The organism is Croceitalea sp. MTPC6 (assembly GCF_036985525.1).
Lineage (GTDB): Bacteria > Bacteroidota > Bacteroidia > Flavobacteriales > Flavobacteriaceae > Croceitalea.
On sequence record NZ_BTGR01000010.1, the window covers coordinates 17672 to 36199 of the forward strand.

General features: G+C 35.8%; 18 protein-coding genes. 8 read left to right on the forward strand and 10 right to left on the reverse strand.

Going from position 1 to position 18528, the window contains the following annotated elements:
- Position 1: 1 nt before the first annotated feature.
- Positions 2-811: a lysophospholipid acyltransferase family protein gene (locus AACP56_RS15665; RefSeq protein ID WP_339335428.1), complete on the forward strand. Its 810-nt coding sequence runs from the start codon at positions 2-4 to the stop codon at positions 809-811.
- Here the strand turns inward: AACP56_RS15665 and AACP56_RS15670 are convergent.
- The 3 genes from AACP56_RS15670 to AACP56_RS15680 are packed head-to-tail and all read right to left on the reverse strand — an operon-like array spanning position 808 to position 3434.
- Positions 808-1455 carry a hypothetical protein gene (locus AACP56_RS15670; RefSeq protein ID WP_339335426.1) on the reverse strand — a complete coding sequence of 216 codons (648 nt, stop codon included), beginning with the start codon at positions 1453-1455 and terminating at the stop codon, positions 808-810. The genes AACP56_RS15665 and AACP56_RS15670 overlap by 4 nt on opposite strands.
- Positions 1456-1457: 2 nt before the next feature.
- Positions 1458-1952 carry an RNA polymerase sigma factor gene (locus AACP56_RS15675; RefSeq protein ID WP_339335424.1) on the reverse strand — a complete coding sequence of 165 codons (495 nt, stop codon included), beginning with the start codon at positions 1950-1952 and terminating at the stop codon, positions 1458-1460.
- Positions 1953-2006: 54 nt separating this feature from the next.
- On the reverse strand, positions 2007-3434 hold the full coding sequence (locus tag AACP56_RS15680; protein ID WP_339335422.1) for an amidohydrolase: 1428 nt from the start codon (positions 3432-3434) through the stop codon (positions 2007-2009).
- A 102-nt stretch (positions 3435-3536) separates the two neighbouring features.
- Between AACP56_RS15680 and AACP56_RS15685 the strand changes: the two genes are divergently transcribed.
- Positions 3537-4826, forward strand: a complete 1290-nt coding sequence (locus AACP56_RS15685) for an NAD(P)/FAD-dependent oxidoreductase (RefSeq protein ID WP_339335420.1) — start codon at positions 3537-3539, stop codon at positions 4824-4826.
- On the opposite strand, the gene AACP56_RS15690 is transcribed toward AACP56_RS15685, so the two are convergent.
- Both AACP56_RS15690 and xerD read right to left on the reverse strand, forming a co-directional pair.
- Positions 4811-6502: a glycoside hydrolase family 13 protein gene (locus AACP56_RS15690; RefSeq protein ID WP_339335418.1), complete on the reverse strand. Its 1692-nt coding sequence runs from the start codon at positions 6500-6502 to the stop codon at positions 4811-4813. The two genes, AACP56_RS15685 and AACP56_RS15690, sit on opposite strands and share 16 nt — an antisense overlap.
- Positions 6503-6529: 27 nt before the next feature.
- Positions 6530-7426 carry a site-specific tyrosine recombinase XerD gene (gene xerD / locus AACP56_RS15695; RefSeq protein ID WP_339335416.1) on the reverse strand — a complete coding sequence of 299 codons (897 nt, stop codon included), beginning with the start codon at positions 7424-7426 and terminating at the stop codon, positions 6530-6532.
- Between the two features lie 145 nt (positions 7427-7571).
- Here xerD and AACP56_RS15700 point away from each other — a divergent pair, with 145 nt between their 5' ends.
- From AACP56_RS15700 to AACP56_RS15715, 4 genes are all read left to right on the forward strand, one after another.
- A complete protein-coding gene (locus tag AACP56_RS15700; RefSeq protein ID WP_339335414.1) occupies positions 7572-8084 on the forward strand; it encodes an outer membrane beta-barrel protein in 513 nt (170 codons plus the stop codon).
- A gap of 154 nt (positions 8085-8238) precedes the next feature.
- A complete protein-coding gene (locus AACP56_RS15705; RefSeq protein ID WP_339335412.1) occupies positions 8239-8712 on the forward strand; it encodes a hypothetical protein in 474 nt (157 codons plus the stop codon).
- Positions 8713-8792: 80 nt separating this feature from the next.
- Entirely contained in the window at positions 8793-9209 is a 417-nt protein-coding gene (aroQ, locus tag AACP56_RS15710) for a type II 3-dehydroquinate dehydratase (RefSeq protein WP_339335409.1), read from the forward strand.
- 59 nt (positions 9210-9268) lie between these two features.
- Positions 9269-10453, forward strand: a complete 1185-nt coding sequence (locus AACP56_RS15715) for a PQQ-dependent sugar dehydrogenase (protein ID WP_339335407.1) — start codon at positions 9269-9271, stop codon at positions 10451-10453.
- Here the strand turns inward: AACP56_RS15715 and AACP56_RS15720 are convergent.
- The 5 genes from AACP56_RS15720 to AACP56_RS15740 form a co-directional block, all read right to left on the reverse strand.
- Positions 10450-10728, reverse strand: coding sequence for a DUF3817 domain-containing protein (locus AACP56_RS15720; protein ID WP_339335405.1), 279 nt, complete (start codon positions 10726-10728; stop codon positions 10450-10452). The genes AACP56_RS15715 and AACP56_RS15720 overlap by 4 nt on opposite strands.
- Before the next feature lie 92 nt (positions 10729-10820).
- Positions 10821-12212, reverse strand: coding sequence for a dihydrolipoyl dehydrogenase (gene lpdA, locus AACP56_RS15725; protein ID WP_339335403.1), 1392 nt, complete (start codon positions 12210-12212; stop codon positions 10821-10823).
- 137 nt (positions 12213-12349) lie between these two features.
- On the reverse strand, positions 12350-12757 hold the full coding sequence (msrB, locus tag AACP56_RS15730; protein WP_339335401.1) for a peptide-methionine (R)-S-oxide reductase MsrB: 408 nt from the start codon (positions 12755-12757) through the stop codon (positions 12350-12352).
- Positions 12754-13257 carry a peptide-methionine (R)-S-oxide reductase MsrB gene (gene msrB, locus AACP56_RS15735; RefSeq protein WP_339335399.1) on the reverse strand — a complete coding sequence of 168 codons (504 nt, stop codon included), beginning with the start codon at positions 13255-13257 and terminating at the stop codon, positions 12754-12756. Before msrB (AACP56_RS15735) ends, msrB (AACP56_RS15730) begins: the two co-directional genes overlap by 4 nt.
- A 123-nt stretch (positions 13258-13380) precedes the next feature.
- Positions 13381-13950, reverse strand: coding sequence for a collagen-like triple helix repeat-containing protein (locus AACP56_RS15740; RefSeq protein ID WP_339335397.1), 570 nt, complete (start codon positions 13948-13950; stop codon positions 13381-13383).
- A gap of 166 nt (positions 13951-14116) precedes the next feature.
- On the opposite strand from AACP56_RS15740, the gene glgB reads away from it, so the two are divergent.
- A complete protein-coding gene (glgB, locus tag AACP56_RS15745; RefSeq protein WP_339335395.1) occupies positions 14117-16012 on the forward strand; it encodes a 1,4-alpha-glucan branching protein GlgB in 1896 nt (631 codons plus the stop codon).
- A 100-nt stretch (positions 16013-16112) separates the two neighbouring features.
- Positions 16113-18512, forward strand: a complete 2400-nt coding sequence (locus AACP56_RS15750) for a glycoside hydrolase family 31 protein (protein ID WP_339335393.1) — start codon at positions 16113-16115, stop codon at positions 18510-18512.
- Positions 18513-18528 lie beyond the last annotated feature (16 nt).

Sequence of the window (18528 nt, forward strand, 5' to 3'; positions counted from 1 at the left end):
TATGGGAATTTTCAAAGAAAATCCTTTCGGACATATTCTCTTTTTAAAGAAATGGCTAATCCGCATTATGGGGCTTATTACCCATTCTCGTTATAAAGGCTTTAACAAACTGGAGATAGAAGGATCTGAAATCATACGTAGTTTGCCTGATAAAAATGTTCTGTTTGTAAGCAATCACCAAACTTACTTTGCGGATGTAGTGGCCATGTTCCATGTTTTTAATGCTAGTTTAAAAGGAAGGGATGATAGTATAAAGAACGTTGGTTATCTGTGGAATCCTAAGTTAAATTTTTACTACGTAGCGGCTAAGGAAACCATGGGTAAAAGTCTTTTGACCAAAATTTTAGCTTATGCCGGTTCCATAAGTATTGAACGAACATGGCGAGCTGATGGGCAAGATGTGAATAGGCAGGTTAAAATGAGTGATATTTCGAATATTGGAGTGGCGCTGGATGATGGTTGGGTAATAACTTTTCCACAGGGTACTACAAAGCCATGGAAACCACTTCGTAAGGGTACTGCCCATATCATAAAACGATATAAACCAATAGTTGTTCCTGTAGTTATAGATGGATTTCGCCGTTCTTTTGACAAGAAGGGATTGTACATAAAAAAGAAAGGAATTTTGCAATCTATGCAAATAAAAGAACCATTAGAGATTGATTACGACAACGAATCCATAGAACAGATTATTGAGAAATTAGAATACGCGATTGAGCAACATCCATCCTTCTTACATGTAATTCCTGAATCAGAATTGGCAGCTTATGAGGCCGATCATGAAAAAAGAAAGTATAGCCATAAATCTTAAACCTCTAGTTTTTTTAGCTCTCTGTAATTGATATTCAATCTTTTGAGGAGAATGCCATAGAGCAACCTGTAAAAAAGCCAAAGTAAGATTCCAAACAGTACAATTGTAAATGCCAATAACAGGCCTACTATGAACCAAATTAAAATTGGGTTGCCAGCTTCTGAAATCCGTTGCGATAAGTCTGCATATTCAGCATTGTAAAGTATTGATTCCAAGAAAACTATTATCATCAATACTGCGAACAATCCTAGATTGAACCATACATATTGCATTACTGTTTTTCGGGTAACAATAATTTTTTTCATTAAGGCTCTTGCAGAATCTGTGGTGTTTATTTTTTTGTAATTTAAATAGAATTTAAAAATGAAGTATACGATTACCAAATACCCTAGAACTTCAACTATATTCTCTACAGTCTGGAAGGTTTTTGATCCAGGACCAGTTAATTCGTCATTTTCCATGGGAATGAATGACATAGCAATCCAAAATAAAAATTCTATAATACTTATATAGAATATCCATTTTACTATGGAAGATGATTTTTTCCAAATCATCTTGTAGATTTCATCAAATGACAATTTTGGAAGGTGTTCTTCCTTTTTCTGCCAGTCTTTTTTTAAGAGTTCTAATTCGTCCATCATCATACTTACGGATTTAGGATGGTCCTTAGTTTGTTTTTTATACGATTCATTTTTACTCTAGCATTTACCTCTGTTATACCCAAAGTTGCTGCTATTTCCGAATAATCTTTATCTTCTAGATACAAGAAAACAAGGGCTTTATCTATATCTCCTAGTTGCTTTACCGCATCATATATTAATTTCAACTGTTTTTCTTCTGTATCATCATATTCATCTGCCTTAATTTTATAAAGTACACCGTCAAAATCTTGGGTTTTAACTCTCCGTTTAGATTTTCTGTAGAGAGTGATCGCTGTATTTAGAGCTACACGGTACATCCATGTACTAAACTTTGAATCGCCACGAAATTTAGGATATGCTTTCCATAATTGAATTGTAATTTCCTGAAACAAATCGTTATGGGAATCCCTATCGTTGGTATACAAACTGCATACCTTGTGAACAATGTTTTGATTGTTCTCAAGTTCCGTAACAAATTTGTGTTCCAGTTCTTTATTCACAGATGGTTGGTAGGTAGTTAACTGTTAGTAGTTAAAAAAGGACTTTTGTTACACTTATTTTCTGTAATCCAAAGCAGGTGGTCTATCTCCTAATAAAGGCTTGTACACAAAGTCTTTACCCCTTTTTTCTTCAAATTCGATTTTAGCTTTTTTTATCAAGTTTTGATTTGTGAACAAATCAATAGCAGTGGCAGTCAATGTTTTTGCAGCTACCATCATCCCTTTGTTTCCAATCGAAGTGCCTCCAGCGGCTACTGCCTGCCAGCTATGTGCTGGAGTTCCAGGAACCCATGTAGCAGTTCCAAAACCGACCGTTGGTACAACAAAACTTACATCACCAACATCTGTAGAGCCATAAGCTCGAGCCGTTTCTTTGTAGGGTTGAACTTCTAATGCACGTGCTTCATTTAAACTTTTTTGACCAAGACTTAAAGCTATTTTTTTTCCAAACTCTTTCTCTTCATCAGTATAGATTATCCCACCAATTTCTGTCAAATTGGTGTGAACCAGTTTCTGCAGTGTCAAATTTGGTAAAAGCTCATGTACTCCATTAACTATTTCATACTTCATAGTTGTTTCGGTACCTAAAGCGGCACCCTCGGCCGTTTTTACAATACGCTCAAAAATGTTTCTTACCACATCCCTTCTGTTGTGTCTTGCATAATAATATACTTCGGCAAAGTCGGGAACTACATTTGGGGCCTTACCTCCATCCGTGATTACATAGTGTATTCTTGCTTCTTGTGGAATATGCTCCCGCATCATGTTTACCATAGTGTTCATTGCTTCAACACCATCTAGCGAAGAGCGTCCCATTTCTGGAGCCCCAGCAGCATGTGCAGAAACTCCATAGAACCTAAACTTAGCAGAAATATTAGCTAAAGCTGCTGCTGCACTAGCAGCGTTTTGAGAACTTGGATGCCAATGCAAAGCGATATCAACATCATTGAACAAACCTTCTCTGGACATGTAGACTTTAGCCCCTCCACCTTCTTCGGCTGGACAGCCATAGAAGCGAATTGTTCCAATGACATTATTTGCTTTCATCCAATCTTTTACCGCTATAGCTGCTGCAGAAGAAGCTGTGCCAAATAGGTGATGACCACAAGCGTGTCCTGCAGTTGCTCCATTTGATACTTTTTCTGGAATTGCTTTCTGGGATAATCCGGGCAATGCATCAAACTCACCTAAAATTGCAATAACCGGATAACCTGAGCCATATTCTGCTATAAATGCGGTTGGTATATTGGCTACACCAGTTTCAATTTTAAAACCTTCATCTTTTAAGGTTTTTTGTAAAAGGGAAGAGCTTTTGGTTTCTTGATAGCCCATTTCGGCCAATCCCCATATTTCTTGAGCAATAGAAGCATATTTTTCACTTCTGGTATCTAATTCGCTCAATATACTTTTCTTATTTTTTTGGGCTTGTAAAGAGCTATATATGATTATGGAAAGAATGAGTAACTTAACTTTAATTTTCATGGGTTTGATTGATTTTGTCGATTGATAAATATAGTGAAAAGCATTTTTTTTTGTTAAACAGACTCATAAGTAATTACCTAAATTTGCATTTCAATTTTCAATATGAATATTCCACAATCAAGTTTTCCAAGAGTAATCATTATTGGTGGTGGTTTTGGAGGTATATCCATAGCTAAAAGGCTTAGTAAAAAAGAGTTTCAGGTAGTTTTGATGGACAAACACAACTATCATACTTTCCAGCCTTTACTATATCAAGTATCTACTGGAGGATTGGAACCAGATTCGATTGCATATCCTATTAGAAAAGTACTCCAAGGATATCCTAACTTTTATTTTAGATTGACTGAAGTTATTTCGGTCGACACCAATTCTAATTTGGTTCATACCACTATTGGAGAGTTAAAGTATGATTATTTGGTAGTTGCTACAGGTTCTAAAACCAATTTTTTTGGAAACAGTTCTATTAAGAATAATGGAATGGCAATGAAGACTATTCCACAATCCTTGAATTTACGTAGCCTGATTCTGCAAAATTTTGAGCAGGCTTTATTAACGGATGACCTTCATGAGCGTGAAGCATTAATGAATTTTGTAATTGTTGGAGGAGGCCCTACTGGAGTTGAACTAGCTGGAGCTTTAGCTGAAATTAAAAAAGGGATTCTACCAAAAGATTATCCAGATTTAGATACCAGAATAGCACAGATTAATCTTGTCCAAGGAAGTGACAGAATTTTGCCGGCTATGAGCAAAATCGCTTCTGAGAAAGCTGAAAAATTTCTTGAGAGTCTAGGTGTGCACGTTTGGAAAAACATAAGGGTAAGTGATTACGATGGAAAAAGGGTAACTACCAATACAGATGTCATTTTTAATGCCTATACTATGGTTTGGGCTGCTGGCGTACAGGCTGTGACGATAAAAGGTTTGGATGGAAAAGATTTCCTATGTAGTGGCAACCGATTAAAGGTAAATAAGTTTCATCAATTAGACGGCTATGAAAATATATTCGCAGTAGGAGATGTTGCCCAGATGGAATCTGAACTTTATCCGCATGGACACCCTATGATGGCGCAACCTGCAATACAACAAGGTGAGAATTTAGGGGAGAACCTAGTTAGAATGTCAGAAGGCAAAACTTTAAAAGCTTTTAGATACAAGGATAAAGGGAGTATGGCAACCATTGGTCGTAATAAAGCGGTTGCGGATTTGCCAAAAATAAAGTTTCAAGGAGTTTTTGCTTGGTTTATTTGGATGTTTGTACACCTCTATTTTCTGATAGGTTTTAGAAATAGGGTAGTAGTCTTTATCAATTGGGTCTACAATTACATCAAATTTGATAGAGAGGCAAGATTGATTATTCGTCCTTTTAAAAAGAAGTATCAGGTCAATTCATAAACTGAAGCTTGATAGGGTTTCAGTGTGAAATTTGAACCTACTTGCTCCAATTCGGCTTCATCATTAGAAATTAATAAAATTGCCTTATCAAAAGAAATTTCATCTATTTCTGCGGTTGTTTTCGTTTCAGAAAAGCTTAGCAAGACAAGATATCTTTCTGATTCGAAAGTTCTAGTATAAGCATAAACTTCTTCGCTGCCTGCAAGCAATAAACTGTATTTTCCGTATACTAAACCTAAATGTGATTTGCGAATCCCAACCATTTTTTTGAAATAGTTTAGGACAGAATTCGTATTTTTTTCTTGTTCGGCTACGTTGATTCCGTTTTTGTAATTGTTATTTACTTTAAGCCAAGGATTATTTTCCGAAAATCCTGAATTTATAGTGTTATCCCACTGCATTGGTGTCCTTCCGTTATCACGTGAAGCTTCCTTTTCATTTTCTATAAAATCTTCTAGGCTTATATTTTGTTGACTTAATAGACGATATCTGTTTAATGTATTAATGTCTTGATAGTCATCTATAGAATCAAACCTAGCATTGGTCATTCCAATTTCATCTCCAAAATAAAAATATGGAGTGCCTCGCATTGTCAATAAAAAAGTATGTAGCATAGTTGCAGAATTGTGCCAGTGTTTTTTGGAGTCATTACCCCAACGGCTAACTACACGTGGGTTGTCATGATTACCCAAGAACATACTGCCCCATCCCTTTTCGGCAAATACTTTATCCCAATCTGAATGTATCTTTTTAAATTCTGTAAGTTTCCATTTGTCTCCTCTCATCCAAAAGACTTCATCCCCATCACGATCTAAAGACATTAATTCAAAATGAAAGAACATGTTAAGTTCATTCCTATCCTCATCGACAAAGTTTAAGGCCTGATTTAATGAAATCCCAGGACATTCCCCCACGGTCATAATATTATACTTGCTTAAGACTTTACGATTCATTTCATTTAAATACTCATGTAGCTTTGGTCCGTCAGCATAAAAAGGTATAAAATTGCCTTCATATTTTTCTGGCAACTCTGGATAGCTTGTGTCTTTGGATATAAAAGGAATTACATCCATTCTAAAACCATCAACGCCTTTGTCAAACCAAAATTTCATCATGTCAAATATCTCCTGCCTCACTTTTGGATTCTCCCATTTTAAATCTGGTTGTTTTACCGAAAAATAATGTAAATAGTAGGCATCTGTAGTTTTATCATATTTCCAGGCATTGCCATCTACGTCAAAATAGCTCCATCTTTTGGGCGGAATGCCCTTCTCAGCAGGCCACCAGTGGTAATAATTGCGATAGGGATTATCTCTGGACTTTTTGGATTCTTTAAACCAAAAATGTTCATCACTTGTATGATTTACAACAAGATCCATTAACAATTTTAGGTTACGAATCTTCATCTCTTTTAATAATAAATCGAAATCAGCCATAGTGCCAAACTCTTTTGATATAGCCCTATAATTACTAATGTCATATCCATTGTCATCGTTTGGTGATTCATATACAGGGCAGAGCCAAATGATATCAACACCAAGATCTTTAATGTAATCCAATCTTTTTATGATGCCACTAATATCACCAATACCATTACCTGTTGTATCCTGAAAACTTCGCGGGTAAATTTGATATACAATTCCCTCTTTCCACCATTCCCGGTTTAGCTGTTTCATATTTTCTATGATAAGGGTTCAAATATATTATTTTCTGGGATGAAACTCATTTAAAACCTTTGCCAGATGAGTTCTATTTATATGCAAGTAAACTTCGGTGGTTGTAATGCTTTCATGCCCAAGCATTTGTTGTATGGCTCTTAAATCTGCTCCATTTTCTAATAGATGTGTGGCAAAAGAGTGCCTAAAGGTATGTGGGCTTATATTTTTTTGTAATCCAATATTTTCTGCCAACTGCTTTATAATGGTAAAAATCATAGCCCTGGTAAGCTGTTTTCCTCTTCTGTTAAGAAATAAAAAGTCTTCATGTCCAGCTTCTATTTTTTGATGAATTCTAATCTCATTTCTGTAGAGGTTTATGTATTTTTTGTTCAAGTTACTAATGGGTACAAAACGCTGTTTGTCTCCCTTTCCAGTAATTTTTATAAAGTCTTCATCAAAAAATAAATCGGAGAGCCTTAAGTTGATAAGTTCAGAAACCCTAAGACCACAACCATAGAGTGTTTCAATAATAGCTCTATTACGTTCACTTTCAGATTTTGAGAGGTCAATGGCGGCAATTAATTTATTAATCTCCTTAGTTGATAGGGTATCCGGAAGTTTTCTTCCAATTTTTGGGGATTCAATTAAATCCATAGGATTTTCTGTTCTAAGGTCTTCAAATACCAAATAATTAAAAAAACCTTTAAGTCCAGAAATTATTCTTGCTTGTGATCTGGGTTTGATCACTTTAGCAATTTCATAAATAAACTGTTGTACGGTTTCTTTGGATATGGAAATAGGGTTTTCATGAATATTGGACTCCTCTATGAACTCAACAAGCTTTTTAATGTCTAGGGTATAATTTTTTATTGAATTATCGGATAGGCCTCTCTCAATTTTAAGGAATTGATTGTAATCCTGTAATGCCTGATTCCATCTCATACTGTAAAGATACATTAGAATACAAAATCTATTTTCTACAAAAAAAGTGGTTTTGACAACCAGTTTTTAACATATTACAACTTAAATTATCCAATAGCGGTTAAGATGATAAGTTTGCATTAAATAACAACCAAATATTTATTTTATGAAGACAATCATATCAGTTTTAGCTTTTTTATTTATCTCCTTATCGCTTCAAGCACAAGTAGATAGAACAAATTTTAGAGCAGGTCTTAATGCTGGGATAATTACAGGGGAAGTTTCAGATTTTTATAGTTTTAGTCTTGGTGTGGACTTCCAATATGTTTGGGGGCTTTCAAAAGAAATTGATTTAGGATTTGCAACAGGATTCAACAATGCATTTGGTGAAGAGGAATCATTTACAAATGGTGGAATTACCGTAACAACAGAGTTTGCCAATTTACAGTACATTCCTGCTGCTGCTGCCTTAAGAATATATCCATCTTATGGATTTAAATTGGGAGGTGACGTTGGATACGCTATTGGTGTAAGTGATGGTTTTGATGGAGGTCTTTATTATAGACCTATGATTGGTGTGGATATTAACGGTACTACAGAGTTAAATGTTTCTTACACTGCTATTAGTAATGACGGTACTTTTGCTACCGCGATGATAGGAGTGCTTTTCTTATTTTAATTCTTGAATTCTAAATAGATTTGGGCGTGATTTTTACTACAGCATAAATAGTCAGTCAATAATTTTAACAATTTTTGACTGAAATAAGTTTGCTTTCTTTTACTTTTGAAATATCAACCCTATAATTTAAACATGAACACTAAATTTTAGAATTATGAAAAAAACAGTGATTATTTGTATGACCTTTTTTGCTTTTGCATTTTCCTCATCCTTTGGACAAACAAGCTATACAGCTGCTGTTGGTCTTGGACTAGATCTTGGTGATGGTTTTACCTTTGTAGGTCCTAGCGGAAAGTACTTTTTTAGCGAAAATCATGCTGGACAATTTGATTTAGGTTTTGAAGACAGTGTTACCTCATTGACCTTTTTGTACTCATATCATGGTCAATTTACTGGTGCTGATGGCTTACAATGGTTTGCGGGAGTTGGCCCTAGTATTTGGTTGATTAAAGACTTTGACACTCAGATTTTATTGAGACCACATGCTGGCCTTGACTTCAAGATTCCTAACGTGCCTTTAGCTTTCTCGGCAAGTTGGAGACCAGGATTTGGACTGAGTAGTGGATTTGAAGGAGATCGTTTTGAAGCAGGTATTTTTGCGCTTGGTTTTAGATATGCTTTCGATTAATAGTTTTATTTTTCTTAGATACAAACGGAAGCAATTGCTTCCGTTTTTTTATGCCTTAAAATTATTGTTACTTTTAACCTATGAAGCTGATAATTATAAATGGTCCAAATTTAAATTTACTTGGAAAAAGGGAGCCAGTAGTATATGGTAATACCACTTTTGAAGATTATTTTTCAAAATTGCAATTTAAATTCAAGGAAATTCAATTAGAATATTTTCAATCAAATATAGAAGGAGAGCTAATTGATAAACTGCAAGAAATAGGTTTTTCTTATGATGGAATTGTTTTAAATGCAGCTTCTTACACGCATACTTCTGTAGGTATCGGCGATGCTGTTAAAGCAATAGAAACACCAGTAGTGGAAGTACATATTTCCAATACGTTTAAACGTGAAGATTTTAGGCACATATCTTATATATCATCTGGAGCAAAGGGAGTAATTCTGGGATTTGGAATGCAAAGTTATGACTTGGCTATCCAAAGCTTTAAGAGTTAGCTGTTTGCATAAACATCTTACTGTGGGTTATTTACGTATGTATATAAAAACCCCGAGCTATGAAATTTCTGAAAACAGTTGCCTTGGCATCTATTTTTCTTCTTTTTTCGTGCGAAACAGAAGAATTCAATAGTAATTTAAATGATGAAATGGATGATACTGGTGAAGAAATGTCCAGCGAGTCTATAGTATTAGTAAATGCCTTTCCTAATTTAAGTTTTACTCAACCCCTAGATTTGCAATCTCCAGAAGATGGCTCAAATAGAATATTCATTGGTGAAAAAGGTGGAGCTATTAAAGTATTCGATAATGACTCAGATGCTACAGAAACAAGTGTTTTTTTAGATTTAAGGGGTACTATTTCCACATCAAGTGAACAAGGATTATTAGGCTTCGCTTTTCATCCTAGTTTTCAAAGTAACGGTTATGTATATGTATGCTATACGCCAACTGAAAGACTTTCGGTAATTTCTAGGTTTACAGTTTCAAGTACAAATCAAAATACTGTTGACTTAGCTAGTGAGTTGGTGATTATTGAAATACCCCAACCTGCTACAAATCATAATGGAGGTCAAATTGCTTTTCACACTGATGGGTATTTGTACATAGCTATGGGAGATGGTGGTGGTAGTGGGGACCCAGATGGGAATGCACAGAACAGAACGAACTTATTAGGTAATATCTTGAGAATAGACGTTGATAATACACAACCAGGATTAAATTATGCAGTTCCCACAGATAATCCATTCATCAATGATACCAGTGTAAGAGATGAGATTTTTGCTTATGGTTTTCGAAATCCGTGGAGAATGAGTTTTGACACCACTACAGGAAAATTATGGACAGGTGATGTTGGGCAGAATGAGATTGAAGAGATAGATGTTGTGGAAATTGGTGGAAATTATGGTTGGAAACTTTTTGAAGGTACATCCTGTTTTTCAGGAAATTGTGATGATACAAATTTTATTCCTCCAATTTTTGAGTATAATCAAGATAATGGGGATAGGTCTATAACTGGTGGTTGTGTCTATAGAGGCGATGCTATTACTACCTTACAAGGAAAATATGTGTATGGCGATTTTGTAAGTGGGAGAATATGGGCATTAACAGGAGATGGCAGTGCTAACGAATTACTGCTTGAGTCTGGACTTAATATTGCCTCTTTTGGGACGGATGCCGATCAAGAGCTTTTTGTTTGCACCTTTGATGGAAATATTTACAAGTTTATAGTTGAGGAGAACTAATTGCTTTTAAGGTATTTTTTGTCAGCGTAAAAAGTTCCAAAAGGTAGTAAAGACGCTATAAAAAGAATAACAAATCTTTTGATGCCCCATTTACGTTCCCAGCAAACAATTCCTGCCAATACTACAAAAAGGATAAATAGAATTCCATGAACCATACCAATTACTTTGTTGGGTTCACCAATTTCTGCCCAGTATTTTAAGGGCATGGTTAGTCCAAAAAGTAATAAATAAGATATTCCTTCAAGAATGGCGGTTGTCCTAAATATTTTTAACATGATTTAAGGTTTATGAGTTTAAGTGTTGAACAGTTTAAAGCAGATTAGTTTAGAAATAATATAAACTTATAAACCTCTAACCCATAAACTTTTTATAAATGAATAACTTCATCATATGCTGCAGCAACAGCTTCCATAACTGCTTCACTCATAGTTGGATGTGGATGAACAGCTTTTAATACCTCATGTCCAGTAGTTTCCAGTTTTCTGGCTACAACAGCTTCCGCAATCATATCAGTAACCCCAGCGCCTATCATGTGACAGCCCAGCCATTCTCCATACTTGGCATCAAAAATAACTTTCACAAAACCATCTGAAGCACCAGAAGCTTTTGCTTTTCCGCTAGCTGAGAATGGGAACTTACCTACTTTAATATCATATCCTTTTTCTTTGGCTTGTTTCTCTGTTAAACCAACAGAAGCAATTTCTGGGGAACAATAGGTACATCCTGGGATATTCCCATAATCTAATGCTTCAACATGCATGCCTGCAATTTTTTCTACACAAAGAATTCCTTCTGCAGATGCAACGTGTGCCAATGCTTGCCCAGGGGTGACATCTCCAATTGCGTAGTAACCAGGAATATTGGTTTGATAATAGTCATTGACCAAGATTTTATCCCTATCGGTTGCAATACCAACATCTTCTAGTCCTATGTCTTCGATATTTGTTTTAATACCTACGGCAGATAAAACAATATCTGCTTCTAGCACTTCTTCACCTTTGGCAGTTTTTACCGTTGCTTTTACGCCATCACCAGAAGTATCTACTTTGGTAACTTCAGCTGAGGTTTTAATTTTTATTCCTGTTTTTTTAAAACTGCGTTCCAATTGTTTGGACACTTCTTCATCTTCTACAGGAACAATATTTGGCAAATATTCTACAACAGTGACCTCTGTACCCATACTGTTATAGAAATAGGCAAATTCAATTCCTATTGCACCACTACCAACAACTATCATTTTTTTAGGTTGCTTTTCTAAAGTCATTGCCTCACGATATCCAATCACTTTTTTACCATCTTGAGGTAGACTTGGCAATTCGCGACTTCTTGCACCAGTAGCAATTATGATATGGTCTGCTGTGTAAGTAGCTGGCTCTCCATGTTCCCCTTTCACCAATACTTTTTTGCCAGGTTGTACCTTACCATAACCATTTAAGACCTCAATCTTATTCTTTTTCATTAAAAATTGAACCCCTTTGCTCATGCCATCCGCGACACCTCTACTTCTTTTAACGACAGCATCAAAATCACGTTCTACTTTTTTGGCATTTAAACCGTAATCTTCGGCATGTTTTAAGTATTCAAAAACTTGAGCAGATTTTAATAGTGCTTTGGTAGGAATACAACCCCAGTTAAGGCAAACACCACCAAGATTCTCTTTTTCCACTATGGCTGTTTTTAAACCTAATTGAGAAGCCCTTATAGCAGTTACGTACCCTCCAGGACCACTACCTAAAACAATAACATCAAAATTGCTCATTTGTAAAGATTTTAGTTGTTAAAATGGAGGTGCAAAGATAGTGAACACTTCTAAGTTTTTAATAATCTCACGCAAGGTTTTGTATAACAGAAGTATGAAGTAGTGTTACGGTAATCTAAACTTTGGTACTGTAATGCTTATTTACCTTTGGAAGAATCAAAATCTATACTCACAGAGTTAATGCAATAACGCTGCCCTGTTGTCTCTCTAGGTCCGTCATTAAAAACATGACCTAGGTGGCTACCGCAATTGGCGCAAACCGTTTCGGTACGAATCATACCATGTGTAGTGTCCCTTATGTACTCTATGGCGCCTTCAACAGCTTCATCAAAAGATGGCCAACCACACCCACTTTCAAATTTGTGTTCGCTCTCAAAAAGTTTTACATTGCAAGCTTTACAGTAGTAATCTCCATTCTCAAAATGCAAATTGAACTCTCCAGTATGTGGTCTTTCGGTTCCTTTTTGTCTTAAAACATAATATTCTTCTGGAGAAAGTTCTTCTTTCCACTCAGCATCTGTTTTTTCTACAGCGTATTTTTTCATTTGGAATCTGGTATAAAATCTAGTGCGGCACCATTAATACAATGCCTTTTTCCGGTAGTCTCACTTGGACCATCGTTAAAAATATGTCCCAAATGGCCACCACAAGTAGCACAATGTTCCTCCGTTCTGGCATAGCCAATTTTATAATCAACGTCATAAGCTACGTTGCCTTCTATTTCTTGGTCAAAGGATGGCCAACCTGTTCCAGATTTATATTTATTTTCACTTTTAAAAAGTGGTGTGGCACAACCTGCACAAACATAAGTGCCTTTTTCTTTGTTGTTTAAAAGGTCACTGCTAAAAGAATTTTCTGTAGCCGCTTTGCGGAGCACGTAGTATTCAATATCCGTAAGCTCTGCACGCCATTCTGCATCAGTTTTAGTAACTGGATATTCTACTTTTTCCGAATTGCTTGCAGTTTTCTTTTCCTTTTCTTCTTGAGAAATTCCTTTACATCCTGAAAAGATTAAAAGAATTACAAGCGCAATATTTTTTCCCATCAATTATATTTTTTTTAGTAAGACGCATTTTTTGTCGTATCCTTTCAAATTTACGCATTAAATGAAACGAAAAAAGCCCAAATCAAAATTGAGATGGGTTTTAATATTATGTAAGTCAAATATTTAGTTTACCAAAGAGGTATCTATAGTATCTGTGTCCAATTTTAGCGCGCCCATTACGGCATCTAAATTAGATACATCAATATCGTTATCTACACCAAATTCAGCAGGTACTACTGCAATTCTAAAAACTTGATCATCGGTATCACCAGCTGGCAAAGTAGCTAAATCAAAATCTGATTCTAAAAAGATGTTTACATCAAAAAAAGTATGGTCATAGTTGTACTGTAAAAGCCCCTGGTCAATAATTCGAGTTTGTGGCAGTAACCTCCAAACATCAATTGGATCTCCACCATCTGGGTCATCAACTTGTTCAAATAGAAGATATACTAAGACCACATCCGACTCAAATACTTCAACAGTATCTGGAAACTCATATGAAATTGTGTAATCATTGGCTGCAGAAAAAGTACCTTGTATTTCCAGAACTTTTCCAAGAATATTTATTCCGTCCTGACCATCGAGACCATTTAACCCGTTAAGGCCGTCAAATCCTGGGGGTCCTTGAGGTCCTTCACATGACATAAAAAGGAGTACTAAGGCAGAACCTAAAATGAGTTTGATTTTTTGCATAATTTTTGATTTTGAATTGAAATGGTTTATTAATTTTTTTAATCCAATATTGTTGAATCAAAAAGCGTTCCACTTTTTAAACAGACTCTAATTCACATTTACTTCTCTGTGTATTGCTTATCTTTCTGAAAGATCCGTAATATTGCATTTAACTTAAATAAAAACCATGGCAGCCATTATTGCGCATAGTCTTTTCACAGATTTTGATATTGATTTGTTCAAAGGGGGAAAGCATTACAGGCTTTATGAGAAGTTAGGCTCTCATATGGTCGAAGTTAATGGTGTAAAGGGAACTTATTTTGCGGTTTGGGCTCCCTCTGCCAAGTCGGTTTCTGTAGTTGGGGACTTTAATTTTTGGAATGAGGATGAGCATAAACTCAATGTGCGCTGGGATTCTAGTGGTATATGGGAAGGTTTTATTCCTGGTTTGGATAAAGGAACACTCTACAAATACAAGATTACATCTAATAACAATGGAGTAGTTACGGAAAAGGCAGATCCTTTTGCACGTTTATGTGAGCACCCCCCAAATACGGCTTCTGTAGTATGGGATGCATCTTATGCATGGAAAGATAAAAAATGGATGGATTCCAGGGAAGAGCATAATGCTTTGGACAAGCCATACTCAGTTTATGAAGTTCATTTGGGTTCTTGGAAAAGAAAAAGTGATAATGAGTTTCTTTCTTACTTAGATTTAGCTGAGGATTTAGTTTCATATGTAAAAGATATGGGTTTTACCCATGTAGAATTTATGCCGGTAATGGAATATCCTTACGACCCTTCCTGGGGTTATCAGCTTACGGGATATTTTGCGCCTACCTCCCGTTTTGGGAAGCCAGAGGACTTTAAATTACTGGTAGATAAGTTACACCAGGCTGGTATTGGGGTAATTTTAGACTGGGTACCCTCACATTTTCCAGAGGATGCACATGGTTTAGGTTTTTTTGATGGCTCACATTTATATGAACATCCAGATAGGAGAAGGGGATACCATCCTGACTGGAAAAGCTTAATATTTAATTATGGTCGAAATGAAGTACGGGCTTTTTTAATAAGCAATGCCATTTTTTGGTTGGACCAATACCATGTAGACGGATTACGCGTAGATGCTGTTGCCTCAATGCTGTATTTGGATTATTCTCGCGAAGAAGGAGAGTGGGAACCAAATATGTACGGGAACAATGAGAATTTGGAAGCAATGTCCTTTATTAGGGAAATGAACCAAGAAGTGTATGCAAGTTTTAAAGGGGTGCAAACCATTGCTGAGGAATCTACCGCATTTACGGGAGTTTCTAAGCCTGTTCATTTTGGTGGATTAGGCTTTGGGATGAAGTGGATGATGGGCTGGATGCATGATACATTGGAGTACTTTAAGAAAGAGCCTATCTATAGAAAGCATCATCAAAATGATTTGACATTTAGCATGACTTATGCCTTTACTGAAAACTTTATGTTGCCTTTTTCACACGATGAGGTAGTTTATGGCAAACAGTCACTGGTTTACAGAATGCCAGGTGATGAATGGCAACGTTTTGCCAATTTAAGATTATTGTATGGTTATATGTTTACCCATCCTGGAGCTAACCTAATATTTATGGGTGGGGAATTTGGACAAACTTCCGAGTGGAATTTTCAGCAAAGCTTGGACTGGCATTTAACACAATATGATTTTCATTCGGGCATACAAAATGTAATCAAAGATCTTAATGCTGTCTACAAGTCGTATCCTGCACTACATGAGAAACAATTCAGTTCTGAAGGTTTTGAATGGATAGATTATGGAGATGGTGAGAATTCTGTACTTGCTTATATTCGAAAAGGACATGATACGAAGAATGATTTAACCGTTGTATGTAATTTTACTCCGGTTCCTAGAGAAAATTATGAGATTGGGGTTTCTAAACCCACACAATTGAGGCAAATTTTTAATAGTGACGATACAAAATATGGAGGTAGTGGTATTGGAAAAAAGACACTTAAACCTTCAAAAAAAGTTATGCATGGTAGGAAATATGCCGTTAAAACTACTTTACCACCTCTAAGTGTGCAGATTTTTAAATAAATAAGGACAACTAAATCGTTGTAGTCCTTTACTGTTGAAAATATCTTTTCATAATCTCGGCCTAATGTTCTTTTTTTGTTAGTCTGATAAATTAAATCCTATGATTACAAATACTGAAATTGAGAGACGGGGCAACCAACATCCAAATCAGATTACTGAGTTTAGCCAAGATAATGATAAGCTATATTTTACAACTCAGAATGGAGCGATCTTAGAAATAACAGTTATGAGGGATAGCGCAATTAGATTTCGCTATGCCACAGAACATGTATTTGAACCAGATTTTTCATATGCTATTAGTGATAATGTTAGTTTAGGTTATAATGAACTGGATGTTAAAGAAGAGCCACCAGAATATGTAATTACTACTGGCAAAATTAAAATTTATATAAAGAAGGCTAACCTAAAAGTTCAAATTACAGACTTAGAGGATAATATTATTAATGAAGATGAGAAAGGTTTTCATTGGGAAGAAAGCTATGATTACGGTGGTAATATTGTAAAAATGAGCAAAGTAACCCAATCTGCAGAAAGTTACTACGGCATGGGCGATAAGGCTTCACATACTAATTTAAAAGGGAAACGTGTAAGCAACTGGAACACAGATTCATACGCATATGGAAAAGACCAAGAGCCTTTATACAAATCTATTCCCTTTTATATAGGCTTAAACAAGGATATAGCTTACGGAATATTCTTTGACAATTCATTTAGAACTCATTTCGATTTTGCCCATGAACGTAGGAATACAACAAGTTTTTGGGCAGATGGTGGTGAAATGAATTATTATTTCTTCTACGGGCCTAAAATTTCTCAGGTAGTTGAGGCCTACACAAATTTAACAGGCGTCCCTGAGTTACCTCCCTTATGGGCTTTAGGTTTTCACCAATCTAAATGGAGTTATTATCCAGAAAAAAATGTAAAGGACATTGCAATTAAATTCCGCGAACTAAAAATCCCATGCGATGCCATCTATTTGGATATTGATTACATGGAAGGTTTTAGATGCTTTACTTGGGATAATCAACGTTTTCCAAATCCAAAGCAAATGGTCGAGGATTTACAAAAAGATGGTTTTAAAACCGTCACAATGATTGACCCGGGTATTAAGATTGATCGAGATTATTGGGTTTACCAACAGGCAATGGATAATGGCTTCTTTTGTCGTAGAGCAGATGGTCCACATTTTAAAGGTAAAGTATGGCCTGGCGAATGTAAATTTCCAGATTTTACAGACCCAGAGGTAAGAGAATGGTGGGGTGGATTGTATAAAGAAATGATTGCAGATGTTGGTGTGCATGGTGTCTGGAACGATATGAATGAACCTGCAGTTATGGAAGTGCCATCAAAAACTGCCAATTTAGATGTACGTCATGATTATGATGGCCATCCTTGTAGTCACAGAAAAGCGCATAATGTATATGGCATGCAAATGATTCGTGCCACTTTTGACGGAATTAAAAAGTTCAGCTTTCCACAGCGCCCATTTGTTCTAACAAGGGCGGGGTATTCAGGCACGCAACGTTATTGTGCTACTTGGACTGGAGATAATGTTGCAACATGGGAACATTTATGGATTGCTAATGTACAGATGCAACGAATGTGCATGAGTGGATATTCGTTTGTAGGTTCAGATATTGGAGGTTTTGCAGAACAACCTAATGGAGAATTATTTGCCAGATGGGTACAGTTAGGTGTTTTTCATCCTTTTTGTAGGGTACATTCCAGCGGTGATCATGGAGAACAGGAACCTTGGTCTTTTGGAACAGAGGTTACAGATATAGTTAGAAAATACATTGAGCTTAGGTATCAGCTTTTACCTTATTTATATACTATGTTCTATAAGTACATAAAAGAGGGCTTACCAATGCTACAATCAATGGTGTTTTATGATCAAGAAGATACGCAAACACATTTTAGAACGGACGAGTTTTTATTTGGGGAACAAATATTGGTCTGTCCAGTACAAGAGCCAAATTCGCAGGGTAGAAGAATGTATATTCCTAGGGGTAAATGGTATAATTATTGGACGGAAGAGGTAGTGGAAGGTGGAGTAGAGAAATGGGTTTCAGCTGGAATCGATAAGATTCCCTTATTTGTAAAGGAAGGTGCAATGATTCCAAAATATCCAGTTCAACAATATGTGGGTGAAAAACCCATTGAGCAGTTAAAAATTGATGTCTATTATAAAGAGGGGTTGGAAACTTCAACAGTGTATGAAGACCAACAAGATGGTTATGATTATAAGAAGGGGCGTTACAGCTTAAGGAATTTTAGGCTCAAGGGAAAGAATGATGGTATGAGCATCCAACAGTTTAAAGACGGAAGTTATATCACCGAGTACCAGACAATAAAACTTCATTTCCATGGTCTTCCATTTAAAATAAAGACTATAGAAATAGATAATGAACAAGTTGATTTTAAATCAATTAAACTAAATGGGAATAATAGTATTGAAGTAAGCAAAGACTTTACTTCTTTATATATTTCAGCTAAATAAATTTTTGTAATTTACT

Bases quoted from the DNA above. Each gene is read 5' to 3' on its own strand.
- glgB (WP_339335395.1), top strand. From the start codon at position 14,117: ATGGCAGCCATTATTGCGCATAGTCTTTTCACAGATTTTGATATTGAT.
- AACP56_RS15680 (WP_339335422.1), bottom strand. From the start codon at position 3,434: ATGAAAATTAAAGTTAAGTTACTCATTCTTTCCATAATCATATATAGC.
- AACP56_RS15740 (WP_339335397.1), bottom strand. From the start codon at position 13,950: ATGCAAAAAATCAAACTCATTTTAGGTTCTGCCTTAGTACTCCTTTTT.
- msrB (WP_339335399.1), bottom strand. From the start codon at position 13,257: ATGGGAAAAAATATTGCGCTTGTAATTCTTTTAATCTTTTCAGGATGT.
- AACP56_RS15670 (WP_339335426.1), bottom strand. From the start codon at position 1,455: ATGATGATGGACGAATTAGAACTCTTAAAAAAAGACTGGCAGAAAAAG.
- AACP56_RS15690 (WP_339335418.1), bottom strand. From the start codon at position 6,502: ATGAAACAGCTAAACCGGGAATGGTGGAAAGAGGGAATTGTATATCAA.
- AACP56_RS15750 (WP_339335393.1), top strand. From the start codon at position 16,113: ATGATTACAAATACTGAAATTGAGAGACGGGGCAACCAACATCCAAAT.
- xerD (WP_339335416.1), bottom strand. From the start codon at position 7,426: ATGAGATGGAATCAGGCATTACAGGATTACAATCAATTCCTTAAAATT.
- AACP56_RS15720 (WP_339335405.1), bottom strand. From the start codon at position 10,728: ATGTTAAAAATATTTAGGACAACCGCCATTCTTGAAGGAATATCTTAT.
- AACP56_RS15715 (WP_339335407.1), top strand. From the start codon at position 9,269: ATGAAATTTCTGAAAACAGTTGCCTTGGCATCTATTTTTCTTCTTTTT.
- AACP56_RS15685 (WP_339335420.1), top strand. From the start codon at position 3,537: ATGAATATTCCACAATCAAGTTTTCCAAGAGTAATCATTATTGGTGGT.
- aroQ (WP_339335409.1), top strand. From the start codon at position 8,793: ATGAAGCTGATAATTATAAATGGTCCAAATTTAAATTTACTTGGAAAA.
- msrB (WP_339335401.1), bottom strand. From the start codon at position 12,757: ATGAAAAAATACGCTGTAGAAAAAACAGATGCTGAGTGGAAAGAAGAA.
- AACP56_RS15665 (WP_339335428.1), top strand. From the start codon at position 2: ATGGGAATTTTCAAAGAAAATCCTTTCGGACATATTCTCTTTTTAAAG.
- lpdA (WP_339335403.1), bottom strand. From the start codon at position 12,212: ATGAGCAATTTTGATGTTATTGTTTTAGGTAGTGGTCCTGGAGGGTAC.
- AACP56_RS15705 (WP_339335412.1), top strand. From the start codon at position 8,239: ATGAAAAAAACAGTGATTATTTGTATGACCTTTTTTGCTTTTGCATTT.
- AACP56_RS15700 (WP_339335414.1), top strand. From the start codon at position 7,572: ATGAAGACAATCATATCAGTTTTAGCTTTTTTATTTATCTCCTTATCG.